The 25,642-nt window shown below is 37.9% G+C and carries 22 protein-coding genes and 4 pseudogenes; 5 read left to right on the plus strand and 21 right to left on the minus strand.

Annotation, left to right across the window (positions count from 1 at the left end; all coding sequences use genetic code 11):
- Window positions 1–17 precede the first annotated feature (17 nt).
- From NST21_RS19915 to NST21_RS19935, 5 genes and pseudogenes are all read right to left on the minus strand, one after another.
- On the minus strand, window positions 18–857 hold the full coding sequence (locus NST21_RS19915) for an SGNH/GDSL hydrolase family protein (RefSeq protein WP_340890853.1): 840 nt from the start codon (window positions 855–857) through the stop codon (window positions 18–20).
- Between the two features lie 417 nt (window positions 858–1,274).
- On the minus strand, window positions 1,275–1,427 hold the full coding sequence (locus NST21_RS19920) for a hypothetical protein (RefSeq protein ID WP_340890855.1): 153 nt from the start codon (window positions 1,425–1,427) through the stop codon (window positions 1,275–1,277).
- Between the two features lie 519 nt (window positions 1,428–1,946).
- A protein-coding gene (locus NST21_RS19925; protein ID WP_445670477.1) for an IS3 family transposase occupies window positions 1,947–3,097 on the minus strand; the annotation gives its coding sequence in 2 pieces (ribosomal slippage) (window positions 1,947–2,848 and window positions 2,848–3,097; 1,152 coding nt in all).
- Window positions 3,098–3,325: 228 nt separating this feature from the next.
- Window positions 3,326–4,822, minus strand: coding sequence for a right-handed parallel beta-helix repeat-containing protein (locus NST21_RS19930; protein ID WP_340890856.1), 1,497 nt, complete (start codon window positions 4,820–4,822; stop codon window positions 3,326–3,328).
- 233 nt (window positions 4,823–5,055) lie between these two features.
- Window positions 5,056–5,226: pseudogene (locus tag NST21_RS19935) on the minus strand (UTP--glucose-1-phosphate uridylyltransferase); the annotation flags it as partial.
- 234 nt (window positions 5,227–5,460) lie between these two features.
- Between NST21_RS19935 and NST21_RS19940 the strand changes: the two are divergent.
- Window positions 5,461–5,673, plus strand: a pseudogene (locus tag NST21_RS19940) (hypothetical protein); the annotation flags it as partial.
- A 494-nt stretch (window positions 5,674–6,167) separates the two neighbouring features.
- Here NST21_RS19940 and NST21_RS28925 read toward each other — a convergent pair.
- Together NST21_RS28925 and NST21_RS19945 are read right to left on the minus strand one after the other, a co-directional pair.
- Window positions 6,168–6,314: pseudogene (locus tag NST21_RS28925) on the minus strand (Ig-like domain-containing protein); the annotation flags it as partial.
- Window positions 6,315–6,439: 125 nt separating this feature from the next.
- Window positions 6,440–6,664, minus strand: a complete 225-nt coding sequence (locus NST21_RS19945) for a hypothetical protein (RefSeq protein ID WP_340890857.1) — start codon at window positions 6,662–6,664, stop codon at window positions 6,440–6,442.
- 833 nt (window positions 6,665–7,497) lie between these two features.
- Here NST21_RS19945 and NST21_RS19950 point away from each other — a divergent pair.
- The 3 genes from NST21_RS19950 (at window position 7,498) to NST21_RS19960 (ending at window position 9,537) form a co-directional block, all read left to right on the plus strand.
- Complete coding sequence (locus NST21_RS19950) at window positions 7,498–8,673, plus strand: MFS transporter (protein WP_340890859.1); 1,176 nt, start codon at window positions 7,498–7,500, stop codon at window positions 8,671–8,673.
- A 481-nt stretch (window positions 8,674–9,154) separates the two neighbouring features.
- Window positions 9,155–9,346, plus strand: coding sequence for a hypothetical protein (locus tag NST21_RS19955; protein WP_340450892.1), 192 nt, complete (start codon window positions 9,155–9,157; stop codon window positions 9,344–9,346).
- Window positions 9,346–9,537: a hypothetical protein gene (locus NST21_RS19960; protein ID WP_244923511.1), complete on the plus strand. Its 192-nt coding sequence runs from the start codon at window positions 9,346–9,348 to the stop codon at window positions 9,535–9,537. Before NST21_RS19955 ends, NST21_RS19960 begins: the two co-directional genes overlap by 1 nt.
- A gap of 183 nt (window positions 9,538–9,720) precedes the next feature.
- Here NST21_RS19960 and NST21_RS28930 read toward each other — a convergent pair.
- A pseudogene (locus tag NST21_RS28930) lies at window positions 9,721–9,825 on the minus strand (hypothetical protein); the annotation flags it as partial.
- Window positions 9,826–10,371: 546 nt separating this feature from the next.
- On the opposite strand from NST21_RS28930, the gene NST21_RS19965 reads away from it, so the two are divergent.
- The gene (locus NST21_RS19965) at window positions 10,372–10,977 is read left to right on the plus strand and encodes a polysaccharide deacetylase family protein (protein WP_340890863.1); all 606 of its coding nucleotides are present in this window, start codon (window positions 10,372–10,374) and stop codon (window positions 10,975–10,977) included.
- A 435-nt stretch (window positions 10,978–11,412) separates the two neighbouring features.
- Here the strand turns inward: NST21_RS19965 and NST21_RS19970 are convergent, their stop codons facing one another.
- The 13 genes from NST21_RS19970 to NST21_RS20030 all read right to left on the minus strand — a co-directional run bounded on the left by NST21_RS19970 (window position 11,413) and on the right by NST21_RS20030 (window position 25,459).
- Complete coding sequence (locus NST21_RS19970) at window positions 11,413–13,287, minus strand: S8 family serine peptidase (RefSeq protein WP_340890864.1); 1,875 nt, start codon at window positions 13,285–13,287, stop codon at window positions 11,413–11,415.
- Window positions 13,288–13,458: 171 nt separating this feature from the next.
- On the minus strand, window positions 13,459–14,166 hold the full coding sequence (locus NST21_RS19975) for an ABC transporter ATP-binding protein (RefSeq protein ID WP_053347107.1): 708 nt from the start codon (window positions 14,164–14,166) through the stop codon (window positions 13,459–13,461).
- Window positions 14,166–14,945, minus strand: coding sequence for an ABC transporter ATP-binding protein (locus tag NST21_RS19980; RefSeq protein ID WP_053347108.1), 780 nt, complete (start codon window positions 14,943–14,945; stop codon window positions 14,166–14,168). The genes NST21_RS19975 and NST21_RS19980 overlap by 1 nt, the downstream gene beginning before the upstream one ends.
- Window positions 14,920–15,882 (minus strand): branched-chain amino acid ABC transporter permease, encoded by a 963-nt coding sequence (locus NST21_RS19985; protein WP_340890867.1) that lies wholly within the window; start codon window positions 15,880–15,882, stop codon window positions 14,920–14,922. Before NST21_RS19985 ends, NST21_RS19980 begins: the two co-directional genes overlap by 26 nt.
- 13 nt (window positions 15,883–15,895) lie before the next feature.
- Complete coding sequence (locus tag NST21_RS19990; RefSeq protein WP_053347110.1) at window positions 15,896–16,774, minus strand: branched-chain amino acid ABC transporter permease; 879 nt, start codon at window positions 16,772–16,774, stop codon at window positions 15,896–15,898.
- Between the two features lie 168 nt (window positions 16,775–16,942).
- On the minus strand, window positions 16,943–18,124 hold the full coding sequence (locus NST21_RS19995; protein ID WP_340890870.1) for an ABC transporter substrate-binding protein: 1,182 nt from the start codon (window positions 18,122–18,124) through the stop codon (window positions 16,943–16,945).
- Window positions 18,125–18,703: 579 nt separating this feature from the next.
- The gene (locus NST21_RS20000; protein WP_053347112.1) at window positions 18,704–19,411 is read right to left on the minus strand and encodes an ABC transporter ATP-binding protein; all 708 of its coding nucleotides are present in this window, start codon (window positions 19,409–19,411) and stop codon (window positions 18,704–18,706) included.
- Window positions 19,411–20,190, minus strand: a complete 780-nt coding sequence (locus tag NST21_RS20005) for an ABC transporter ATP-binding protein (RefSeq protein WP_056528369.1) — start codon at window positions 20,188–20,190, stop codon at window positions 19,411–19,413. Before NST21_RS20005 ends, NST21_RS20000 begins: the two co-directional genes overlap by 1 nt.
- Window positions 20,165–21,136 carry a branched-chain amino acid ABC transporter permease gene (locus tag NST21_RS20010; RefSeq protein WP_053347114.1) on the minus strand — a complete coding sequence of 324 codons (972 nt, stop codon included), beginning with the start codon at window positions 21,134–21,136 and terminating at the stop codon, window positions 20,165–20,167. The genes NST21_RS20005 and NST21_RS20010 overlap by 26 nt, the downstream gene beginning before the upstream one ends.
- 13 nt (window positions 21,137–21,149) lie before the next feature.
- On the minus strand, window positions 21,150–22,028 hold the full coding sequence (locus tag NST21_RS20015) for a branched-chain amino acid ABC transporter permease (RefSeq protein WP_340890871.1): 879 nt from the start codon (window positions 22,026–22,028) through the stop codon (window positions 21,150–21,152).
- A 74-nt stretch (window positions 22,029–22,102) separates the two neighbouring features.
- Entirely contained in the window at window positions 22,103–23,290 is a 1,188-nt protein-coding gene (locus NST21_RS20020) for an ABC transporter substrate-binding protein (protein WP_340890872.1), read from the minus strand.
- Between the two features lie 189 nt (window positions 23,291–23,479).
- The gene (locus tag NST21_RS20025) at window positions 23,480–24,241 is read right to left on the minus strand and encodes a tRNA threonylcarbamoyladenosine dehydratase (protein ID WP_340890873.1); all 762 of its coding nucleotides are present in this window, start codon (window positions 24,239–24,241) and stop codon (window positions 23,480–23,482) included.
- A 111-nt stretch (window positions 24,242–24,352) separates the two neighbouring features.
- A complete protein-coding gene (locus tag NST21_RS20030) occupies window positions 24,353–25,459 on the minus strand; it encodes a M20 family metallopeptidase (RefSeq protein WP_340890874.1) in 1,107 nt (368 codons plus the stop codon).
- Window positions 25,460–25,642 lie beyond the last annotated feature (183 nt).

Genomic DNA, 25,642 nt, shown 5'->3' on the forward strand with positions numbered 1-25,642 from the left:
GAAGACTATTTTTGACACTACTCCCCCTTAAAAAATTCGTACAACACCTCGAACCATATGTAATGCCCTTGATCATTGGGATGGATATTATCATTTGTTAATATATCAGCCAATCTCATATTCTCTTCTTTTAGTTTTTTTTCAATCCCTTCCATGCTATTCATATAAGTCCATTTATTTTTTTTAATAACCCCTTCAGAAACTTTAATATAATCCAAATAATTCAGCTCTAAGCTATTCTCTGATTTACTATTGGCCACTGGATTCGGTGAAATAATTAGAATCTTTGCATTTGGTAGCTCTTTTTGTAATTTTGACATGATGTTTTTTAAATCTTTTTCCGTCTGTTCCAAACTAATGGATTGATATTGATTGTTAATCAAGGGGTTTTCAAATATAACCAGATCAGGATTATCATGAATGACCCCATCAATTTTTTTACCTTCTAACAAATCCTTTGTTGAATACCCCTCTTGGCCATGATTGATAAAACCTAATGTTTCTAATTCATCCCTTTCAGAACGTAAACTCTTCTCTAAGCGTCCTGCCCAACTATTAGAAGAATTCCTTGCACCAGTTCCTGAAGTACCATTACTGCCCATAAGGGATACAATAACCTTATCTTGTGTAAGCGACTTGTAATGCAGGTAATCTATTAGTGACTGCTGTTTATTATTTTCTGGTTTTAGACTTTGTATCAAAGCTTCCCTTTCTTCTTTTTCCTTTTCTTTTATTCTTTCTTCAGCTTTTTTACCCTCTATACCCGCTGCCTGACTCATGTTTTTCCAATGAAGATGACCAAAAACCAATACTACTAAACAAATTCCAGCCATAAATACTAAACCATATTTCTTCATCTTTACCTCCAAATTTTGAACGTTAAGGACTGACGTTGAAGTCTTATCATTAGAATGCTCTCTATGAGTAGTCTTCAAAAGCAAACTATTCTTTACGCAGCAACTCCTGATTTTCTATTTCTATTTCTATTTCTATTTCTATTTCTATTTCTATTTCTATTTGTTTTTCTCTTATTAATTATACCTATCAAAATAACAGCAATAAAGGATGATTTTCCAAATAATTCCGACATAACTCGACTTTGTGAAACACAGGAACTCATTAGCATTCCTATATTTCCGCAAAAAAAAACAGCATTTTCTGCTGGGTATCTAAAGAACTAGGTGCCAATCACTTAACCAAATTCAATACTTCTAGAAGTCTACCACCTGAATTATAGTTAAAAGTGACCATCTTATCATCATGAATGTGATTGGTTAAACAAAAAACTCTCCGGCATCTGGAAATCTTTTTATAAATTCATCCAGTTGTTCTGAGTTTAATTTAACAACCATCGGTTTCTTCCTACTACTTAGAGAATCTTCTTCCTTTTGCATTATATTTCTATTATTACCTTCTTTAATTTTCATTATAAGATACCTTCTTAATAGAATTGAATAGAATATAATAGATACTTAATTTTGAATTTATACTATATATAATTAAATTAATATGGATGTATCTTCTTTAACAAGTTTATTGATATAGAGATGATTCAGAAAATGTAATGAGTTTAAATATCATTTTTGGAAAAAATATAAAAGTTTATTTCTTTTACTGTAAGGGAGAAACAGGTTGTAATAGAAGATTTATTATTAGGAGATTTAACATGAATAGTTAAAATTCTTGATTATATATTATTTGAGGACTAGCTACTTATGGAGATTCGTTTTTAGATGGAAGTATTCCCATCCGGTTAAATCGTACTTTAACTTTATACAATACTAACGTTAGGGCGACTTTACAACATAGTTAGTTATAAAAGAGGAGATGTTAAATCATTGATATAATTATACCTGAAAAATAGAATTTTTTAAGAACGACTTATGTTGAACAAAAAAGAAGAAACTGGATTTGAGTCAATATTTTGGACACTAAAAAGTTAAATCTTAAGCTGTATTCCTAATTCGATCTTCAATGGCTTGTGGGGTTTGATAGCCTAGGCTGCTGTGAATTCTTTTTCGGTTATACCAACCTTCAATAAATTGGAACATCGCTAATTTAGCTGTTTGATAGTCTAGATATTGTACGTGGTTGACTTCTTCCTTTTTTAATAGGGCATGAAAGGATTCAATACAGGCATTATCGTACGGGCAACCTTTCTGACTAAAGGATTGCTTAATATGATGGTTTTGGATATGTTGAGTAAACTCACTGCTTGTATATTGTGAGCCAAGATCTGTATGAAGAACTAAGCCCTCCGAGGGCTTTTGTGAAATGTGTGCGTTATTGAAAGCTTTTATGACCAGTTCTGTCGTCATTGAACGAGAAAATGAATACCCTACTATTTTCTTAGAATGAAGGTCCAATACCGAAGCTAAATAACACCATCCGTCTTTTAACGTGTGGATATACGTAATATCTGCTACCCATTTCTCATTAATGGTCTGAGTAGTGAAGTCTCGTTTTAGCAAATTATCCAATTGAATAACCTTTTCTTTAGATGGATAGGGACGGTATTTTTTCTTAGTAATAGAACGAATTCTTGCCTTGCTCATTAAACGTTGAACACGCTTTAGACTTAGGGAAAACCCTTTGGTTAATAAGCTTTCATGAATCTTTGGAGCCCCATATCGTCCCTTGCTTTCCAGGTAAATCAGATGAATTTCCTTCGTGAGTTCTTGGTTTTCCTGTTCGCGATTTGATACGACTATTTGAAGGGACTGATAATGGCTGCTTCTTGGGATTTCTAGTATTTCACACATCTTCTGTACGGGATATTGTTTCTTGTGTTCCTCAATAAATTCGGTAAGATCTGTCTCGGTTACTTTTTCGCGAATATGGCCATAGCCTTTTTTAAGATTTCAACTTCTTGCTTTAACCGAAGGTTTTCCTTCTGTATGGCGGCTAATTCCTTTGGAGTCATGGACTCTTCCTCTAAACCGATAGGAGTAAATTCTTTAACCCATTTATAAATGGTAACTTCTGATACGCCATATTCGCCGCTTAATTCTTTGACCGAATTACCCGAGTGATAAAGATCTACAATAGTCTTCTTGAATTCATTATTATATTTTTTACCTGTATTTTTACGTTCCAAGACGGACACATCCTCTCAAAAATCATTGTAAGGACTTAACTAAAATGTGTCCATGAAACTATACTAACTCCAAAACGTTTGTGAAAGGGGGAGGTTGAAAGTACCAGTAAATAGGGTATTTTCTAATCTCATTTCACAAACATTTTTTATTAAGTTCAGTTACAATTATCGTTTTATAAAAAATTTCACCATTTGAGTTCTATACAGCATACTCCTAGTCCCATACTTTTATACAGTTATATTGTTTGTTTTGATGGTTTCTAGTGGAAGATTGTCAACATAAGCTCCAGATGGGATTGTTCCATCCACTTGTTTATTTACATGAATATTATTAGAATAAATTACATTTGTTGTATTTTCACCCCTTGTGCAATAATTCCACGAACCTCTAGCGTAAAAAGTATTGCCGTCTATAAAAATTTTATCTCCTTTTGCAAATATACTATATCCGTCTGTTTTAAAAGAACAATTCTTTATTTTAATGTTTTCATAATTTCCATTTCTTAAATCAATTGACACACTTATACTGTTAATATTTTCGAAATTACACGAATCAATAACTAAGTCTTTCATAGTAGTTATATAAAGCCCATTCACACCCCTTTGAGTGTTGTCCGTTAGTTTACTTGTTAGATTCTTTATATTCACCCCTTGAAATCTTCCCACAAACATTACAGTTCCATAGCAATTATCTACACTTATTTGCTCTCCTGTACCAGCATCTGATGATTTAAATGTAATACCAATAATATTACTTAAAGTACAATTAGAAATTCTTATGTTGTTGTAACCACCAATGCCAGCCCCTGACGTAGCTGTGTTGTGAGAAAATATTATTTGTTTCATGTTGCAATTATCAATTGTTATATTTCTGAAAAAACGCGGGTTAGTTTCTGTGGATTCAGTAATGAAAGAAATACCCTCATTATCTGAGCTGTAGCAATCTTTTATCGTAATACCATCACAGTTTCCAGGTCTTATATCAAAGCGAAATCCAGTAACATTGTTTTTAGTAATACATCCTTCAATAACCCTACAACTGAATATTTGGTTATCATCAGGTTCACAATGATAACCACTTTCAGGGTAAGTTCCTTTGGTATCAGAAAAAATACAATTCTTAATATTTACATTGTCCAACGCATTATCTGTCATACCATTTCTTGTATTCATTATAAATGAACAGTTTTCTATGACTGCTCTTTGTGGGGAGACTGCCCTAAATAATAAACCATCTGACTGACAGTTATTTATTGAACACTTATTTATATGAATGTAACCGGTTTCTGCTAATAATGTATTTCCATAAATACGAATACCGTGCATGCCTCCAGCTTCTCGAGCAGAGGTATGCATTTGATTTTCTTTGTTTCCGTTAATAGTAACATTCTCAATATTAACAAATGAATCTTTAGGGGAGTATATATTTAGGACTGTTGTGAAATCCTTACAATTATCTTTGAGTTTGAATTTCGCATTTTTAATCGTTAAAGATTTATTAATATACAAACCATAATCTATTCTTGTTGAACCTGCACTCGATGGTATTTTTCCCATAGCATCAGAAACAAGATAAGTTTTACCAAAGCCATCCAATGTCGCTCCTGTATCTTGAGCAAAGTTTATAGCATCTTGGAAAGCCCGGGTGTCATCCGTAATGGAATCTCCAATTGCCCCGAATTTAATTGGAGAAACTACATTTATTTCAAAATTATTCATCATCATAATTTAGTCCTTTTATTATTTCTAGAATTTAATATTAACCTATTTTCAAAAAGTGCTAATGAACTAACAACTTCTAACGTTGATGCTTGATAACCAAAGCTCACAGCGTGAGCAGCTGCTGAGCCCGGCAAATTCCTATATCTCTTTTTCCACGCTATAATAAATTTACTGATAAGCACTTTTGATAAATTGGTATTATATGATGTACCAAAGTCATTCCATATAAATTTATCTGCGGGTGTAATGTAATTATGAAAATTACGCTTCCCCTTATCTGTGACAATAATGATATCTTCTACTCCTGAAGTAACCGCTTCTTCCACAATAAATTGAATCGTCGGTTTATCAACAATTCTTGTCCCTAATCCAGCAGAAGGTTTGATTACTTTCCTAGCTTTTTTCACCACCCCGCCCCCCTAGGAACGTTCATATACTATTTATATTCAATAAAATTCTTGTTGATATAGTAAAGGTCCAAAGTATTTTTTTTTTCTAAATATACTTAATATTTTTATGCGGTATTCCCTGGTAAGCTGGTTTCTTTGAACGCAAAGCTCCACTTTCTCTATAAAGAGAAATATCATATCGAACCAAATCTATTTTCTTCGACTTAAGTCTGACCCATATTTCATACAGGTGTTCAACCGGCTCTTCAAGCGTGGTCTCTTCAACAAGCGGCTCGAAATCGAAAAGGCATGGCCAATACCACTTTTTATTCCTTCTTTGATCCTGGAATCGGTTTCGGTGCCATCCTCTTCGGACAAATCGGCTATTTGTTTGGCTATAGAAGTATTTATAAGCTACCGAATGAATTCTCGGAGGTTTTTTATTCATGTTTCGACATGTCTTAACACCGTCCTAATATGGTTGCAAATAATAAAGAAACACTTCATCATTTTTCTTCATTCTTCTTCCCCACTTCCACACCGCTCTCAAAGTATAATTTCACCTGAATACTTGCAACTTTACAAAAAAAACCTCCGAATTCACTCAGAGGCTTCACATATTTAACAGTTGTGTTCTGGTCACTTTTTAACAGTAATTTTCTATGACCCACTTACATTTTTCTCTTTATCCTTGGCATAGATATACAGGTTTTTTCCGACTTTTCACCTAGAAATTTTGACCGTGAGTTTTCCTTTACTCGTGGCTTTAGCAGAGCCGATGAGATTTCCAGATGATTGTACTTATACAGTGGAGTTGGCATCTGCTTTGCCGGTTACTTTTGTCGTTGACTACCGGTTTATTTGTGCTGTTTTGTCTGCGTCGGTGACCGTTTTGACCGAGCTCGTATTTCTTGCCTTGTCGGTTGCTGTTACGAATAGAACTTTACCGGCCTTTTGTTTTACGTCATCGTAACGGTGAACTTCCCTGAGCTATTGGATTTTGCTTTTCCGAGCTCAGTCCTGCCCATTTTGACAGTAATTGTAGAGCCCGCTTCCGCTTTGCCAGTTACTTTTGTTGTATTGTCACTGACTGCATTTATATTCGGTTTCGTAGGAGCTGTTTTATCTTCCTTCTACATCACTCGACTTTGATAATCACAAAACCTCATTAATATACCTATATTTAGGATCAAAAAAATCCAGCATTTCTGCCGGATACTCTAAAGTACAATCACTTAACCAAATTCAATACTTCTAGAACTCTTCCATCTGAATTATAGTTAAAAGTGACCGTCTTATCATCATGAATGTGATAGGTTAAACCAAAAAACTCTCCGGCATCTGGGAATTTTTGTATAAAATCGTCAAGTTGTTCAGAATTTAGTTTAACAACCATAGGTTTCTTTCTACTATTAAGAGTATCTTCTACCTTCTCCATTAATATCTCTGTACCCATAATTAACTCCTTTAATCTCTCTCATTTACCCATCATAATATACATTAATAAATGGAAAATAAAAGGTCCTTAATTAAAATTTCACATTAATGATACGAACTCTTAACAACACTACCTAATTTCTTACAAAGTTACCCTACTTTCTAAGGAGAATTATTGGTCTCCATTAGAGCTGCACGATAAAGATAACACTTACAACTACGTTTGTTCCCTTGGTATGCAAAGGAACTCCCACTCTACATAAGGATTCTGTATAGGCAGGAACATGATCTTATGACAATCCAATAATAATCCGCTAATAAACCCCTGTGAATTCTTGTTTCCTGATTCACTAAAGCGTTCAAGTCAATAGATTCCACTTTCAACACTTCATTTAGTGCAGCCACTTTTTCCTAAATTTCCGTTTTCGTATTTTCAAAGAGACCATTTCTATGAAGAGGCGTGGCAATAATGGTCAAATTCCTTCTGAAACAGCGAGCTTCGCTATGGCTATACTTTTTGTCTCCTCTTAGCACCTTCATATAAGGTAAGATATAGAGCTATTATCTATCACCTAAAAAACCCATTCCTCTCGTCGGTCTATTCTCTTATTTATTTACCTAAATATAACATCTTTATTAATTTTTACAAATTTAATTAAGTATATTCTGAATATAAAGTGACCTCCATCCTAATTTTTTGTTTCTGTAATAATTTTACAAACTAAATATTAGTCAATATTACTTAGATTCATAGTGATCAGATATTTTGTATTTCTAATTTTTATAGATTGTTCTCTATAACTTTAGTAAAATGAGAATGATAATTACTATCAATTAAGGAGAATAACTATTATGGGTGTACCCTTGTTAAAAGAAGAACTTCCGGTTTCTAATAAAATCTGGACGCGTGATTTTATTATGATTTTCTTAGCTAACTTCTTTGTTTTTTTATCCTTTCAGATGACTTCCCCTACCCTCCCGCTTTTTGTAAAAGAGCTTGGTGGAAATGAACGGTATATTGGGTTGGTTGCTGGCATGTTTCTATTTTCTGCTCTGATTGTCCGCCCCTTTGCTGGACAGGCCTTGGAAACAAAAGGAAGACGTTTTGTTTTCCTGTTCGGTCTAGCCTTTTTGGCTGTTGCGATTGGCTCGTTTGGATTTATGATGAGTATTTTCCTTCTATGTGCAATGAGGGTTGTCCAAGGGATTGGCTGGGGATATACGACCACCGCTTCAGGTACGATTGCCTCCGATCTTATCCCAGCAAAGCGTCGTGGTGAGGGAATGGGATACTTCACTTTATCGGGAAATTTGGCGATGGCTTTTGGACCTTCATTTGGACTTTTCTTAGCGGATGTGTTAACGTTTCAACAGTTGTTTCTGTTTTGCGGTGCATTAAGTCTAGCCGCTTGGATCATGGCATCGACTATTTCCTATAAGAAAGTAGAACAACCTTCTGCTCCCACTAAAACTAATAGGTTTGACATTTATGAAAAAAGCGCTGTTGCGCCGTCCGTTCTTGTTTTTTTCATTACGGTATCTTTTGGTGGGATTGCCACCTTCTTACCGCTTTATACAATGGAAAAAGGCCTGACAGGTATTCAAGTTTACTTTTTTCTATACGCATTAGCTCTTATTTTCACACGAATGTTCGCTGGCAAAATCTATGATCAAAGAGGACATCAAGCCGTCTTCATTCCATCTACCCTTTTTATCGTAGCGGCGATGCTACTGCTTGCCTGGATGCCAAGTAACATGATTTTGTATATTGCTGCTATTTTTTATGGCATTGGATTTGGTGCTGTCCAACCGGCTCTTCAAGCCTGGTCACTTGAACACGCGGCTCGAAATCGAAAAGGCATGGCCAATGCCACTTTCTATTCCTTCTTTGATCTCGGAATCGGTTTCGGTGCCATCCTCTTCGGACAAATCGGCTATCTGTTTGGGTATAGAAGTATTTACATAATGGCAGCAATCTCAGTTCTGATCTCCATTTTGGCTTACCTATGGATTTTGAAAAAAAAATGAAGTAATTCTATGGATCATTTCTAAAATCTAAAAATCTTTCCACATTAACCGATAATATTTGTAGGGTACAATTTGGGGGGAATTCGCATGAAAAAGTTATGGCATACATTTAATATACGCTACTATGAAATCCTTTTTAAGGATTGTTTAAATCATAAAATGAAATGTGAATTTCAAAGAAAAATATCTTACCATAAACTTAAACTGGGTGAATTAAATTATGCATGCAGACACACTTCCTGAAAGTTTAAAAGGAAGTTTAGGCCGTTCCATTTGGGCGGCTTTTTTCATGCAATAAAGAGATAGTTCCTCTCACCCTACTTACATCTTAATAAACTAAGCCATGAATCGTATCAGGTAAAGTTTTTTTTGATTCTATGTAAAGTTTGTAATGAATCTATGTGTATTTCGTAATTTTGTCGGAATCCTTGTTCGTTTCGTGGCTTTTAGTAGTATGATTGAAAAAAAGGGGGTTCTTGGGATGAATTTTTCGAAGTATATTGTAAAATTATTTTCAATCATACAAAAGGAAATACCAGTAACTCATAATAAATGTCACGTCTGTGACGGAACAGGTGCATATGATATATATACGGACTGTCTTACGTGTAATGGAAAAGGGCTAATAAGTAAAATGGAGTATAATAGGATGATTGAAGAAGGTGAAATTTAATGGTTTCGTATAGGAAGAAACTTCGCGACAACTCTAATTCACCGACAGCTATCAATCTCAGTTATACTAGTGAAATATCTGATATATGGAAGAACAATCCTTATTACTTAATTTATTGTGAAGATCCAATCGGTAATATTATTGAACTTTACAGTCGAAGTACTGAAATGATGTATGAAAATAAAGAGTAATGGTATATAAAAGTATAGGCTTTTTTTAAGCAACCGAATGATTCTCGGAGGCTTTTTATTCATGTTTCGACTTGCCTTAACACAACCACAACTAATATGGTTGCAAATAATAAAAAAACAACTTCATCAGTCTACCCCACTTCCACCCCACTCTCAATGTTTACTTCAATAGAACACTCCCAGCTACATAAAAAAATCGGCATAGATATACAAGTTTTTTCCGGCTTTTTGTTTAGGAATTTTGACTGTGAATGTGCCTTTACTCGTTGCTTTGGCAGAGCCGATGACATCGACTATTGGATCACGGATTTCAAATTCTGCTATGCAGTACAGTCATTATTAACCTACTTATAGAATGTAGAGATCCCTTCCTTATCATCAACCATAATTATGACAACAAGACTATACCTCCTTTTGGTTAAGCAATTCATTGTTCGTATTCCTTACTAATTCTTTCTAACTACCAAAGTATCCCCAGTTTGGAGATTCTCAAGAAGTTTATTAAACTCCACCCTATTATTTTTCTGCCACTTGCTCTTAACACTAAATCGGATTATACTATATGGTAATATTTAACTATAATGTTATTTTATTAAATTTAGAGGAGATAAAATAGTTTCAAATTTACATTTAATAAAGTGCAACTTATTTATTATTAACATAGAGAATTTATCTTTATTGTTTGACTTTATTACTGTAGACATATTGAATTTCATTTGTATGTAACATGCTGAGAAGGATCAATAATTTTTATATTTTTTAAGACGCACATTTACAACCTTGAGTAATATTATGGGCTAATATACTAGGAGTTTTTTAGGGGGAATGATGTGAGTGTTAAAAAAAGTTAGCCTATTATTTCTTTTACTCGTACTTGTATGTAGTATTGGGGGTTTTTCTTCTGCATCTGCAGCAGAAGATAAAACAAGTAAGGTTGTCTATTTAACGTTTGACGATGGTCCGAATCAGTACACGCCAACAATTTTAGATATCTTAAAAAAGAAAAAAGCAAAAGCGACCTTTTTTATGATTGAAGGAAATATTAAACGTAATCCAAAAACCGTAAATCGAATGATTAAAGAGGGAAATTATCCTGGGTTACATAGTGTTTCCCATGATGCAAAAAAATTATATAGAGGGAGTTCAAGTAATGTCGCAATCGAAATGGAGAAGACAAGACAAACGTTATTAAAGGTTTCAAAGTTTGACAGTAAGCTGACTAGAGTTCCATACGGTAGCAAACCCTATATGACAAAACCGTTTCGAGATAACTTAGCCAAAAAGGGGTTCAAAATGTGGGATTGGAATATTGATACACTAGATTGGAAGTATAATAAAACAAACCCTAGCAAGATAACGTCTAACGTTAAAGCAGGTTTGAAAGGAAAAAAAGGTCCAATCGTCATTCTTTTCCACGATTCAAAAGGAACCGCACAATAGCTTCCGGAGATTATTGACTATCTAAGAGCACAAGGGTATAAGGTAGAGGTTTACAATCCAAAAAACCATATTGTCATGAATTTTTGGGAAGATAAAAGATTTTAGGATACCAAAAGAATGGAACACTAACATACATTGATGTTATATGTGAGGGCTAACAAAAGGTATTTAGCGACCTAGGGTAGCAGATTTCTGAATTTCAAAGAAAAATAGCTTACCATAAATTTAAACTGGTTGATTTAAATAACACAAACTTCCTGATAGATTAAGGAAGTTAGGCCGATCCATTTGGGCGGCTTTTTTCATGCAATGAAGAGATAGTTCCTATACCCCTACTTCCACCCCACTCTCAAAGTATAATTCACTAGAAAACTACCAGCTACATAAAAAAAGCCTCCGATAATCGCTCAGAGGCTTTTCATATTCATGTTCTGATCACTTTTTTACAGTAACTTTCTTTGACGGACTTACGTTTTTCGCTTTATCTTTGGCATAGATATATAGGTTTTTCCCGGCTTTTTGCTTAGAGATTTTGATCGAGAATGTGCCTTTACTCGTTGCTTTGGCAGAGCCGATGACTTTCTTAGATGCTTTTACGTATACAGTGGAGTTGGCTTCTGCTTTACCGGTTACTTTTGTCGCTTTTGTTGTTACTGTATTGACTGAAGGTATACTTGGTGCTGTTTTGTCTGCGACGGTAACTGTTTTGACCGAACTCGTATTTCCTGCCTTGTCGGTTGCTGTTACGGATAGAACTTTACCGGCCTTTTGTTTTTTCGTCATCGTAACAGTGAAATTCCCTGAGCTATTGGACTTTGCTTTTCCAAGCACAGTGCTGCCCATTTTGACAGTAACAGTAGAGCCTGCTTCCGCTTTGCCAGTTACTTTTGTCGTATTGTCACCGACACTATTCACAGTCGGTTTCGTAGGTGCTGTTTTATCTTCTACCTTAACTAAAACAGGAACACTTTTATTTCCCGCATTATCGACAACTCTAGTATAGATATTCGTGCCAGCTGTCTGTTTAGCGATAGTCGCTGAAAACGTCTTTTCCCCGTTAATCTTCACTGTGGCGAGTGTTTTTTCATTGGTATAAATGGAAAGGGTGCCTGTTTTGAAATCACTTGGAATTTTCCCTTTGATCAACGTATCCTTATCAGAAATCGCCGTCACAGTTGGCCTAGTCAGCGTCTTCATTTCAAGCGCTTTTTTGGCATTCACCCGGCCATTTCCATAGTATATGTCTTTCCCTTTTGTACCTAGGTCAAGAGCTGAATCATAGAGACGGTATTCCACCTCATATTTAGTTAGTTTTGGCTCATTAGACCAAATCAGTGCTGCTACACCGGCCACCATAGGCGTAGCCATTGATGTTCCACTCATCCAACCATATCTATTATTTGGTAATGTTGAAAGAATATAGTCGCCAGGGGCGGCAATATCGACTGTTGAATGATAGTTGGAATAACTAGTACGCTTATCTTTTGAATCTGTAGCGGCCACAGAAATGACATGACTGAATGCAGCTGGATACACGCGCTGTACACTTTTCCCCATATCTCCTTCATTTCCGGCAGCTGCGACAATCAATAAGCCTTTATTATAAGCCTCTTGGACAGCCTTGTTTAACGCTTCCGAATAACTGGTCTCGCCTAGACTCATATTAATAATGTCTGCCCCCTGCTGAACGGCATAATGAATGGCCTCAATGATATCAGCCGTATCGGCATATTTGCCATTAAAAACGTTAATCGGCATAATTTTAATGTTTGGCGCAACACCTGTTCCACCTAAGTCATTGTTGGCAGAACCTGCGATGATTCCTGCAATATGTGTTCCATGTTCCCCTACTGGTACAATATTCTTCCGATTGCGTACCGCATCATAGGGATGGTCGATTTTCCCTTTTAAATCTTCGTGATTACGATCAATTCCATCATCAATGATGGCCACGACCATTTCTTTTGAACCCATGGATTTTGTCCATGCAGCTTGTGTACCAAGTGTTTTGTGATGCCACTGGTCTATGTAGGCTGGATCGTTCGGGCTTTCCATCTTCTTAAAAAGATAGTTAGGCTCTGCATATTCTACATTCTTCTGATCTTCAAGTTCCTCGATAAGATTGTCGGTTGTTTCCCCTTTAGGAACGTCGACCGTCTCTATTAAATTTCTGATTGGCTCATTGTTCGTCTCTTTATATTTGACAAGAACACCGTCAGTTTGTGGACTCTCAGCAGCTTCTGGCTGATAGCTCGGTAGAATCATAAGTATTAATATAACTGAAAGGCTCAACTGAATGAATTTGTGCATAAAATCACTCCAAAAGTATGATTAAGAATAGATATGGATGAGGTTTGATACTTGAACCAACTCTACTATTATTCCTAATTAGATTGTATACCTAGTGATTTAGATTTACTAACCTTTTCATCTAGTTAAAATAGCTCATTTCTGGCAAAACAAAAAACCGCTATATGCGGTTTAATGTCCTCCTAAATATGCATTCTTGATTTCTTCACTTGCGGTTAGTTCCTCGGATTTACCGGATAGAACGATACGGCCTGTTTCGACGACATAGGCTCTGTCCGCGATAGATAGGGCCAAGTTGGCATTTTGTTCGACAAGCAAGATGGTTGTACCGGTTTTATTGATTTCTTCTATAATATTAAAGATTTGTTTTACTAGTAATGGTGCAAGTCCCATAGATGGCTCGTCCAATAACAGGAGGCGTGGCTTTGCCATAAGGGCTCGGCCCATCGCAAGCATTTGTTGTTCCCCTCCGGAAAGAGTTCCGGATTGCTGCTTCAGTCGTTCAAGCAAACGCGGAAATAATTCATAGACTTTCTCCATATCTTGCTTGATGCCTGCTTTATCTTTTCGTAAATAGGCACCGAGCTGAAGGTTTTCTTCCACCGTCATATTCGCGAAGACGCGGCGTCCTTCTGGAACATGAGAGATTCCCATTTTCACAATAGACTGTGCGGCTTTTCCGCCAATAGATTGCCCTTCGTACATTATTTTTCCTTGTTTCGGTTTTAATAGGCCGGAAATTGTTTTCAGCATCGTACTTTTCCCTGCACCGTTAGCCCCGATTAAGGTTACGATTTCCCCTTCGTTAATAGAAAGTGAGATACCTTTCAGCGCTTGAATGTTTCCGTAATATACGTTAATGTCCTCGATTTTTAACATTATGAAACCTCCTCGCCAAGATAGGCCTCGATGACTTTTGGATTGTTACGAATTTCTTCTGGCTTTCCTTGAGCGATTAGCTGACCGTGATCGAGTACGTATATGCGTTCGCAAACACCCATGACAAGAGGCATATCATGTTCAATCAATAAAACGGTCAGATCAAATTTTTCACGAATGAGGGCAATCAAGTTCATTAGTTCATGCGTTTCCTGTGGGTTCATCCCGGCTGCCGGTTCATCTAGTAAAAGCAGTTTCGGATTTGCTGCAAGCGCACGGGCTATTTCCAAGCGTCGCTGCTTACCATATGGCAGGTTTTTTGCCTTTTCATCCTTGTATTGATCCAGGTTAAAAATTTTCAAGAACTCAATGGCCTTATCATCCATCTCCTTTTCCCCTTTAAAATGGATAGGCAAACGGAAGATCGAACTCAAAATGCTATGTTTCGAAAGAGAATGATAGGCAACTTTTACATTATCAATCACTGAAAGTTCACTGAACAAACGAATGTTTTGGAATGTCCGACTGATCCCTTTTTGCGTGATTTTATATGGGGGCAGTTTTCTTAAGTTCTCACCTTCTAAAGAAATCGTGCCCTCTGTAGGGACGTAAACTCCTGTCAGCAAGTTAAAGAAAGTTGTCTTCCCAGCGCCGTTCGGCCCAATCAAGCCAATTAGTTCTCCTGGATATAACTCGACGTTAACATCAGAAACGGCTTTAAGCCCGCCGAACTGGATGCCGACCGAATCGACTTTAAGCAGCGGTGTTTTTGTTTTCATGTCTGCTGCCTCCTTTACGTTTGAACATGGATGTTATTTCTTTTGTACCCATTAAACCTTGTGGACGATAGATCATCATCACGATAAGCACAAGGCTGTAGATGATCATTCGTGTTTCCGGGTAATCTTGCAGGAAAGTCGTAACAACCGTTAGTAATATTGCGGCCAATACGGCACCGGAAAGACTTCCAAGACCACCAAGTACTACTAAAATCAAAATATCAAATGATTTCAAGAATCCGAAGTTCGATGGCTGGATAATATAGAAGTTATGTGCGTATAACCCTCCAGCAATACCTGCAAAAAAAGCACCAATCGCAAACGCGACAACTTTGTAATACGTCGTATTAATTCCCATCGAATCTGCAGCCGTTTCGTCCTCGCGGATCGAAATGCAGGCTCTTCCGTGGGTTGAGCTTGTAAAGTTTCGGATAACGATGATCGTAACGAGAACGGCAGCAAACACCCATGGCCAAGTAGTGAAATGGGAAACCTGCATGCCACTCGCCCCTCCAACATAATCAATATTCAAAAGAATAATCCGGACGATTTCCCCAAAACCGAGGGTCGCAATCGCCAGGTAGTCTCCTTTAAGACGTAAACTTGGGATTCCGATGATCAAACCGGCCAACGCTGCCACCAAACCGCCAACTATCAATGCCACAACAAACGGCATTTCTAACTTCATGGTCATTATTGCTGAAGCATAGGCACCAACTGCCAGGAATCCAGCATGTCCGATGGAAAACTGTCCGGTCACCCCGATGATTAAGTGTAAGCTTGCTGCTAGGATAATATTAATCCCGATGAACATGAGCGTATTTTGATAAAAAGGATTTAGCGATCCGCCGCCGATTAAAACTTGAATCACGGCGAAAAAGATCAGTGATAGCGAAATCGAGAGCCAAAAACCTTTTGCTCGCTTAAATGTAGTCATTGCTTTGTCTCCCCTATACTTTTTCTTTTTTGTTTTTACCGAATAAGCCTTGTGGCATGAAAATCAAGATAAGAATCAGTACGATAAAGGCTACAGCATCACGCCATAATGAGTAACCGGCGGCACTGACCAATGCCTCGATGACACCAAGCAGTAAACCTCCAACCATCGCGCCCGGTATAATCCCGATTCCTCCAAGTACGGCAGCAACAAATGCCTTCAAACCTGGCAGTACACCCATAAGCGGCTCAATTTTAATATAATAAATACCGAAAATGACACCTGCTGCTCCAGCTAAAGCGGAACCGATTGCAAATGTAGCCGAAATTGTATTATTAACATTTATCCCCATCAACTTAGCCGCATCCGCGTCAAAAGAAACGGCACGCATGGCTTTTCCTATTTTTGTTTTATGAACGATGATTTGTAAAATGATCATTAAAACTACAGCTACACCGAAAATTAAAACCGATTGACTGTTAATAGAAACTCCAAAAATATTAAATTTGTCTGTTGGCAATACATCACTTGGATAAGCCTCTGGCTGTGCACCACGAACGTAGATGAATCCATATTCGATTAAAAGCGAAACCCCTATGGCTGTGATTAGTGCGGCAATACGCGTTGCGTTCCTCAACGGCTTGTACGCAATCCGCTCGATTAATACCCCAAAGAGAGCGCAAACTGTCATCGAGATTAATAGAGCAGGTACGAATGATAGATCCAGAACCGTTATTGAGTAAAAACCAACGAATGACCCAACCATGAAAACATCACCATGGGCAAAGTTAATTAATTTAACAATCCCGTAAACCATCGTATAACCGAGAGCGATAAGGGCATAAATACTTCCTAGTGAAACCCCGTTAATTAGCTGTTGTATCAATTCCATGTTCGACTCTCCTTGAAAAATCTAATTTTATAATATGGCATGTTCAGACTCTCGTTTCCACTCAAAATGGAAGTTTAATAAGCCTTTATATACTAGAATAATGAGAATTCGCCAGCACCTTCTATTGTAAGAAAGGCCGGCGAAAGGATTAAAACTTTTACTCAATCATTAAGGATTGATTTTTGTGTTAAATACTTGTTTCCCATCTTTAAACTCAAGAATGGTAGCAGATTTGATTGGATTGTGTTTTTCATCCAATGTAAATGTCCCAGTTACAAGTTCTAGGTCTTTTGTTTTCTCAAGGGCATCCTTAATTTTTTCTGAATCTGTCGAGCCTGCCCGTTTAATAGCATCTGCAAGGTAATATCCTGTGTCGTATCCTAAAGCATTAAAGGCATCAGGAGATTTATCTTTGTATTTCGCTTTAAATGCTGACACAAAATTCTGAATTTTCTTATCAGGATCACCTGAAGAATAATGATTCGTGATGAATGTGTTATTTAGCGCTTTAGCACCGGCAATTTCTATTAGCTTAGGAGAATCCCAACCGTCGCCGCCCATAAATGGTACTTCAAGTCCTGTTTCACGTGCCTGTTTTACAATCAGACCAGCTTCTTCATAATAACCAGGTAGGAAAATAAAATCCGGTTTTGCTGATTTCAAACGAGTCAATGTAGAACGGAAATCAGTATCCTTCGCAATGTAAGCTTCTTCCGCAACGATTTTCCCGCCATTTGCAATGAATTGTTCTTTAAAGGCTGCCGCTAATCCTTTAGAATAATCACTTGCGCTATCAATATAGATGGCAGCACTTTTTGCTTTGACTTCACTAGTTGCAAAATTCGCAGCAACTGTACCTTGGAACGGATCGATGAAGCTTGTTCTGAAAATATAATCGTTCAATTTATCATCTTTATATGTGATTTCTGGGCTTGTCCCAGAAGGGCTGATAACTGGAACTTTATTATCTTGTGCGATCTGTACTTGTGCAATCGTGTTCGTACTTGTAGCAGCACCAACAATTGCTGTAACCTGATCTTGTGAAGTCAGCTTGATAGCACCGCTTGTTGCTTCAGAAGCTTCAGATTTATTATCAACTTTTATAAGTTTGATTTTTTTACCGTCAATTCCTTCTTTGTTAATCTCTGCAGTCGCAAGCTCTAGACCTTCCGCAATCGATTGACCATATGAAGCTACACCACCTGATAATTCAAGGTTGACCCCGATCTTGATTGTTTCTCCATCCCCACTTGATTTCTCTGATGAACCAGAGCCACCGGAACAACCTGCTAGAACGCCTGCAGCAAGTGTTAGAGAAAGGAATGCACCTGCTAGTTTTTTCTTTTTCATAATTAACCCCTCCATTTGTAATCATAGCTCTGATGCATGAATATTTATTCAAAGCGCCCCAGAAAAAATTGATTAGATGAAATGTTTATAATTAAATAAATATTTCGAAAATTAGTTTACCGCATAATTTTCATTCCGTCTATACAATAATTGAATGAATATTATGTTAAATGGGATATTTTTCACAGAGGCTACTCACTGTTTCTATTTTTATATATTTTAATTATTGCGATAATAGCCTGTATTATCAGAAAAATCAGATTAAATTTATTATATTGATATTATGAAGTTCTAAATTAATACTAAAAAAATTTTATTCTACTTTCCATTATTTTCATCCTATTTAATACATTTTTTCCAAAAAACAAGTATAACGATAGGAAATTAAACCCATTTATTTACTATATTTTAGTCTTTGTTCCTAGTTTATAATTGAACTAGATTCTCTTAAATGTATAAAATGCTGTATATAATTCTATTCTATTTCATATCTGGAATGGTGCTTTCTTGATTGCATAATGAATAATGATCAGAAACAATGTTCTTTCTCTCGACAACAAAAAACCGCCAAACGGCGGTTTAATGTCCTCCTAAATAGGCCATTTTAATTTCTTCACTCGAAGTGAGTTCATCGGCGTTGCCAGAAAGGACAATCCGTCCTGTTTCAACGACGTAGGCCCGATCTGCAATGGATAGAGCAAGGTTGGCGTTTTGCTCAACTAAAAGAATCGTTGTGCCAGCCTCGCTGATCTCTTGTATGATGTTGAAGATTTGTTTCACCAGCAACGGAGCAAGTCCCATGGAAGGTTCATCGAGCAGTAATAAACGTGGTTTCGCCATTAAAGCTCGCCCCATTGCAAGCATCTGCTGTTCACCACCTGATAGTGTGCCAGCCTGTTGTTTGATCCTTTCTAGTAACCTCGGAAATAGTTCATAGACTTTCTCCATATCTTTTTTGATGCCTTCTTTGTCTTTTCGTAAATAGGCTCCAAGCTCCAGGTTTTCGGCAACCGTCATGTTGGCAAAGACACGACGGCCTTCGGGGACATGGGAGATGCCCATTTTCACGATAGATTGGGCTGCTTTTCCTCCAATCGAACCCTCTTCGAAAAGTACCTTTCCTTGTTTCGGTTTTAACAACCCCGAAATCGTTTTGAGCAATGTGCTTTTTCCGGCTCCATTTGCTCCGATTAAGGTGACGATTTCCCCTTCGTTAATTTCCATCGTAACTCCCTTTAACGCTTGGATGTTCCCATAATAGACATTGATGTCCTCGATTTTCAGCATTATGAAACCTCCTCGCCAAGATACGCTTCGATAACCTTTGGATCATTGCGGATTTCTTCAGGCTTTCCGTGGGCGATAAGCTGACCATGATCGAGTACGTAAATACGTTCGCATACACCCATGACAAGTGACATATCATGTTCGATGAGCAATACCGTAAGATTGAATTCCTTCCGGATAAACGCAATTAGGTTCATCAATTCTTTCGTTTCATGCGGGTTCATCCCAGCTGCTGGTTCGTCAAGTAAAAGAAGTTTCGGATTTGCTGCAAGAGCCCGAGCAATTTCCAGTCGTCTCTGCTGTCCATATGGCAGATTCTTCGCTTTTTCATCCTTATATTGGTCCAGGTTGAAAATCTTCAAGAACTCAATCGCCTTTTCATCCATTTCCTTTTCACCAGAAAAGTGTCCCGGCAATCTGAATACAGAGCTTGCAATCATATGCTTGGCGAGTGAGTGGTAAGCAACCTTGACGTTATCGATCACGGATAACTCACTAAAGAGGCGGATATTTTGAAAGGTCCTGGAAATTCCTTTTCTCGTAATTTTATAAGGCGGCTGTTTTTTTAAGTTTTCCCCATTTAAAGCAATCGTTCCTTCTGTAGGAACATACACACCCGTCAACAAATTAAAGAAGGTCGTTTTCCCGGCACCATTCGGACCAATCAGGCCAACAAGTTCCCCCGGAAATAATTCCACGTTAACATCTGAAACAGCTTTCAATCCACCGAAGCGGATTCCCACTGAATCTACTTTAAGCAACGGTATTGTGGCTTCCATCCTTAGGTCCCCCTTTAGTTTTTTTACCAGTGAACAATGTCGTAATTTCTCTTGTCCCCATTAAACCTTGCGGGCGGAATATCATCATCAAAATCAGTACAAGGCTGTAAATAATCATCCTTGTTTCCGGGTAATCCTGGAGGAATGTGGTCACGATTGTTAATAAAATCGCGGCCAAAACTGAACCTGATAGACTTCCAAGACCACCGAGAACCACGAAGATCAGAATATCGAATGATTTTAGGAAACCGAAATTTGACGGCTGGATAATATAGAAGTTATGAGCGTAAAGCGAGCCAGCAACCCCGGCAAAGAAGGCTCCAATGACGAAAGCTGCCACTTTGTAATAAGTCGTATTGATTCCCATCGCGTCAGCTGCCGTTTCATCTTCTCTTACGGAAATACATGCACGCCCATGGGTTGAATTCGTGAAATTACGAATCACAATAATAGTAATCATTACACAGGCAAATACCCATGGCCACGTTGTCAAATGGGATACCTGCATCCCGCTTGCTCCGCCTACATAATCAATATTCAAGAGGACTATCCGGACAATTTCCCCAAATCCAAGTGTGGCAATCGCCAAGTAATCCCCCTTCAGACGTAAGCTCGGAATTCCAATTACCATACCTGCTACAGCGGCTAAAATCCCCCCTGCCAATAAGGCAATAATGAATGGTAGTTCAAGCTTCATTGTCATCACAGCGGAAGCATAGGCCCCTACTGCTAAAAACCCGGCATGTCCGATAGAGAACTGTCCGGTGATTCCGATGATTAAATGAAGACTCGTTGCCAGCATAATATTGATGCCGATAAACATGAGCGTATTGATATAAAATGGATTGAGCATGCCGTTTGAAATGGTAAACTGCATGACCGAGAAAAAAATAAGTGCCAACACAATCGAGAGCCAAAAACCCTTTGAATTCTTTAAAGTAGTCATCGCTATGTCTCCCCTATACTTTTTCTCTTTTATTTTTACCGAATAAGCCCTGTGGCAAGAAAATTAATATCAAGATGAGTACGATAAAAGCCACACCATCACGCCATAAAGAGTAACCGGCGGCACTTACCAACGCCTCAATGACTCCAAGCAGTAGACCGCCGACCATTGCTCCAGGAATAATGCCAATGCCGCCTAAAACTGCTGCAACAAAGGCTTTAAGGCCAGGAAGGACACCCATTAACGGCTCAATCTTAATATAGTAGATTCCAAAAATAACACCTGCCGCCCCTGCAAGAGCCGAACCTATTGCGAAGGTAGCGGAAATCGTATTATTGACATTGATGCCCATAAGCGTAGCCGCTTCGGAATCAAATGAAACGGCACGCATGGCTTTGCCGATTTTTGTTTTATGTACAACAAATTGTAGGATGATCATTAAAATGATGGATACAGATAAGATCAATATCGATTGACTGCTGATGGAAACTCCCAATATATCGAGTTTATCCATCGGAAGGACATTATTTGGATAGGCTTCCGGCTGAGCGCCCCGGATGTAAATCAGCCCATTTTCTATCAGAAGGGAAACACCGATGGCCGTTATCAAGGCCGCAATCCGTGTTGCATTACGAAGGGGTTTATATGCAATCCGTTCAATTAAAACGCCAAAGATGGCACAAGTGACCATCGAAATCAATAAAGCTGGGATGAAGGATAAGTCCAATACCGTAATTGAGTAAAAACCAACAAATGAACCAACCATAAATACATCACCATGAGCAAAGTTTATCAGCTTGACGATCCCGTATACCATCGTATAGCCAAGAGCAATCAATGCATAAATGCTGCCGAGTGAAATGCCATTTACCAATTGCTGAATCAGTTCCATATTGCACTCTCCCCGAAAAGGTGTTTTTTTAGTGAAGATAGAATAGGGGGACTTGCCCCCTATCCGCTTAACTATTATGGATTGATTTTTGTTTTAAATGTTTGTTTACCATCTACATATTCTAAAATAGTAGCTGATTTGATTGGATCATGATTTTTATCGAGGTTAAGAGTCCCTGATACTAATTGAAGATCTTTGACATCTTCCAATGCTTGTCTGATTTTTTCGGGAGAAGCATCTCCAGATCTTTTGATAGCGTCAGCCAGGTAGTACCCAGTGTCATAGCCAAGGGCAGCAAAAGCATCTGGTGTTTTATTGTATTTCTTTTTGTAAGCTGCAACGAAATCTTGGATTTTTGCATCTTCATCTTCTGGAGAATAGTGATTAGTGATAAAGGTATTTTTCAATGCCTCTGCCCCAGCAATTTCAACGACTTTCGGAGAATCCCAGCCATCTCCGCCCATGAATGGAAGGTCGATGCCGTCTTCACGAGCTTGCTTTAAGATAAGTCCAACTTCTTCATAATAACCAGGAAGGAAAACGAATTCCGGTTTTGCAGATTTGATACGTGTTAATGTTGCGCGGAAATCAGTATCTTTCGTTACATAGGCTTCTTCCGCTACAATTTTACCGCCGTTTGCAGTAAATGCTTCTTTAAATGCAGCGGCTAATCCTTTTGAATAATCACTTGCGCTATCTACATAGATTGCTGCAGTCTTCGCCCCAATATCGTCAGATGCGAAATTAGCTGCAACCGTCCCTTGGAATGGATCGATAAAGCAAGTTCTGAACACATAATCGTTTAATTTTCCAGCTTTGTTTGTTATGTCGGGATTTGTTGCCGTTGGTGTGAGTAGAGGAACTTTATTATCTTGAGCGACTTGAACCTGTGCCAAAGTGTTTGTGCTTGTAGCTGATCCAACTACAGCCACAACTTTGTCCTGACTGACTAATTTAATTGAACCACTGGTAGCTTCTGCTGCATCAGATTTATTATCAACTTTAATGATTTCTAGCTTTTTTCCGTCAATGCCTTCTTTATTAATTTCTTCGATGGCCAGTTTCAAACCATCCGCAGCCGACTGACCGAATGATGCAGTTCCGCCTGACAATTCAAGATTGGCACCAATTTTAATTGTGTCACCCGAGGTGGATGAGCCTCCACTTGAACTGCTAGTTTTCGAGTCGCTATTACAACCTGCCAGCGCCCCAGCTACTAGTGAAAGTGATAGAAACACTCCTGCTAGCTTTTTCTTCTTCATTTGAAACCCCCTAATTTAGTATATTATTCTCATTGACAGAATATTTAAATAAAAATAATATTCTGAAATTAGTGTATCTCATTCTATCGACTCCGTCTATATGTCATAGAAAAAAATGTTAATAAAAAATATTTTCATGATAATATGAACAAAAAAAACTGACTCCGTTTAGAGTCAGTTAAATGTCTATCAGTCATTAACACGGCGAACTTCAATGTCTTTTACAATATCATTGATTACCCAACTGGCCGCAATTAAGCCAGCTACAGATGGTACGAATGCATTGGAAGATGGCGGCATTTGAGCTTTACGGATTTTTGCATTGTCATTGCCGACTTCTTTTCGAACATCCTCACGAATGACAATCGGGCTTTCATCGGAAAAGACGACAGGAATTCCCTTTGTGATGCCCTCTTTTCTCAATCTTGTACGAATGACCTTGGCAAGCGGATCTGTATGCGTTTTAGAAATATCAGCAATTTGGAAACGGGTCGGGTCCATTTTATTGGCAGCGCCCATGCTTGAAATCACCTTAATATTTCGTTTCAGGCATTCCTTCATCACATGTATCTTATAAATGACCGTATCTGATGCATCAATGACATAGTCAAGATTATAACTGAAGAACTCTTCAAACGTTTCTTCTGTATAGAACATTTTTAGCGCGATTACTTCGCAGTCCGGATTAATATCTTGAATGCGGGTCTTCATCAATTCCGCTTTCGGCTGACCTACAGTTGAGAGAAGAGCATGAATCTGTCTGTTCACATTAGTAATGTCGACATCATCTTTATCAACAAGGATAATTCGACCTACTCCTGTACGTGCCAATGCCTCAGCTGAAAAGGAACCGACGCCACCTACACCTAGAACAGCAACGGTCGTGTTTTTCAGTATATCTATGCCTTCCTTACCAATCGCTAATTCATTTCGAGAAAACTGATGCAGCATATATATTCAACTCCAATAAATTCTGTTCTTATTTAGATTCCCAATTAACAATATATCATAAACATCATTTATGACAAGTGAAATATGAGCAGAGTTATCGGAATTAGTATACTAGTTCATTGTAGACAATTTTTGAAGAACTGTTGCTAGAAGTAGCGTTCGTTCTGTTAGGCTAGGAATTTCTAAATACTCGTCTTCACTATGTGCATTCCCGCCAATTGGACCTAGCCCGTCTACGGTTGCAATTCCTAATTCAGATGTAAAAGAAGCATCTGAACCTCCCCCCGTAGCCGTATCGGTGATATTGATGCCGATTTCCTGCCCCGCCTGATTGATAGCCTCTAATAGAATGGTCGTTTGTTCGTTCTTTTCCATGGGTGGCCGGTCCATTTTGCCGCTAAGCGTCGTTTTCGTTCCCGCAATATAAGTGTGAGCACAGATTTTTTTCATTTGTTTTAGGATAATAACTTCCTGTTTTTTTTCTGAGATACGCACATCCACAAAGGCAGCGGCGTGGGAGGCAATGGTATTGACAGCTGAACCGCCTTCAATTATCCCGACATTTACACTAATCCCCTGCTTAAGATCATTTAACCTGTGCAGTGCGATAATCTTATGAGCCAATTCTTCAATTGCACTTCGTCCTTTTTCCGGTTCTATCCCCGAGTGAGCAGACACTCCTACTATGTCCACTTTAAATTGCCCGCAGCCTCTTCTCGCCGTAACAAGTGAACCATCCGACCTCGCCGGCTCTAGAATTAACGCAAATTTCTTATTTGCCGCATTCGCTGAAATGAGTGAAGCAGAAGAAGGAGACCCTATTTCTTCATCACTATTGAGAATGATTTGAATATGTTTATACCCGGTCTTCCCTGCCTGTTTCATACAAAGAATCGCATAAAAAAGTTCGACTAAGCTTGCCTTCATATCAGCAACACCAGGTCCGTATGCGCGATCTCCTATCACTTTAAAAGGACGTTTTTGTACCGTCCCTTCTGGAAAAACTGTATCCATATGTGCGACAACGAGAATATGTGGTTGAAGCGCATCACGATGCTGAATAACTAGTTGATTGCCATAATTCTTTTGTTCCACAATATTCACAATAAAATCAAGACTCTCAAATTTCGTTTTTAAAATCGTACCAATTTTATCAATTCCCTGTTTTGTATAAGAACCACTATCAATATTCACAAGCTGCTCCACTAATTGAAGCATTTCTCTCCTCTTAGCATCCAATAAGTCTTTCAAAGCCCTCACTACTTTCTTTTTCCTTGCTCTAATTATTTCAACCTTACTACATACTTTACGAATGTATATTGTAGAGTGTTCCTTAAATGGGGGTTTTTGATGTTAACTCGTGAGTTTCAGCTGGTTACTCGTGAGTTTCAGACGTTTACT

The organism is Peribacillus sp. FSL K6-1552 (assembly GCF_038005205.1).
Lineage (GTDB): Bacteria > Bacillota > Bacilli > Bacillales > DSM-1321 > Peribacillus > Peribacillus butanolivorans.

Coding starts and splice junctions, on each gene's coding strand:
- NST21_RS19920 (WP_340890855.1), bottom strand. CDS start 1,427: ATGAAAATTAAAGAAGGTAATAATAGAAATATAATGCAAAAGGAAGAA.
- NST21_RS19930 (WP_340890856.1), bottom strand. CDS start 4,822: ATGATGATGAATAATTTTGAAATAAATGTAGTTTCTCCAATTAAATTC.
- NST21_RS19970 (WP_340890864.1), bottom strand. CDS start 13,287: ATGCACAAATTCATTCAGTTGAGCCTTTCAGTTATATTAATACTTATG.
- NST21_RS19975 (WP_053347107.1), bottom strand. CDS start 14,166: ATGTTAAAAATCGAGGACATTAACGTATATTACGGAAACATTCAAGCG.
- NST21_RS20025 (WP_340890873.1), bottom strand. CDS start 24,241: ATGCTGCATCAGTTTTCTCGAAATGAATTAGCGATTGGTAAGGAAGGC.
- NST21_RS20020 (WP_340890872.1), bottom strand. CDS start 23,290: ATGAAGAAGAAAAAGCTAGCAGGAGTGTTTCTATCACTTTCACTAGTA.
- NST21_RS19990 (WP_053347110.1), bottom strand. CDS start 16,774: ATGGAATTGATACAACAGCTAATTAACGGGGTTTCACTAGGAAGTATT.
- NST21_RS20000 (WP_053347112.1), bottom strand. CDS start 19,411: ATGCTGAAAATCGAGGACATCAATGTCTATTATGGGAACATCCAAGCG.
- NST21_RS20015 (WP_340890871.1), bottom strand. CDS start 22,028: ATGGAACTGATTCAGCAATTGGTAAATGGCATTTCACTCGGCAGCATT.
- NST21_RS19960 (WP_244923511.1), top strand. CDS start 9,346: ATGGTTTCGTATAGGAAGAAACTTCGCGACAACTCTAATTCACCGACA.
- NST21_RS19950 (WP_340890859.1), top strand. CDS start 7,498: ATGGGTGTACCCTTGTTAAAAGAAGAACTTCCGGTTTCTAATAAAATC.
- NST21_RS20005 (WP_056528369.1), bottom strand. CDS start 20,190: ATGGAAGCCACAATACCGTTGCTTAAAGTAGATTCAGTGGGAATCCGC.
- NST21_RS20010 (WP_053347114.1), bottom strand. CDS start 21,136: ATGACTACTTTAAAGAATTCAAAGGGTTTTTGGCTCTCGATTGTGTTG.
- NST21_RS19955 (WP_340450892.1), top strand. CDS start 9,155: ATGAATTTTTCGAAGTATATTGTAAAATTATTTTCAATCATACAAAAG.
- NST21_RS19945 (WP_340890857.1), bottom strand. CDS start 6,664: ATGGGTACAGAGATATTAATGGAGAAGGTAGAAGATACTCTTAATAGT.
- NST21_RS20030 (WP_340890874.1), bottom strand. CDS start 25,459: ATGCTTCAATTAGTGGAGCAGCTTGTGAATATTGATAGTGGTTCTTAT.
- NST21_RS19995 (WP_340890870.1), bottom strand. CDS start 18,124: ATGAAAAAGAAAAAACTAGCAGGTGCATTCCTTTCTCTAACACTTGCT.
- NST21_RS19985 (WP_340890867.1), bottom strand. CDS start 15,882: ATGACTACATTTAAGCGAGCAAAAGGTTTTTGGCTCTCGATTTCGCTA.
- NST21_RS19915 (WP_340890853.1), bottom strand. CDS start 857: ATGAAGAAATATGGTTTAGTATTTATGGCTGGAATTTGTTTAGTAGTA.
- NST21_RS19980 (WP_053347108.1), bottom strand. CDS start 14,945: ATGAAAACAAAAACACCGCTGCTTAAAGTCGATTCGGTCGGCATCCAG.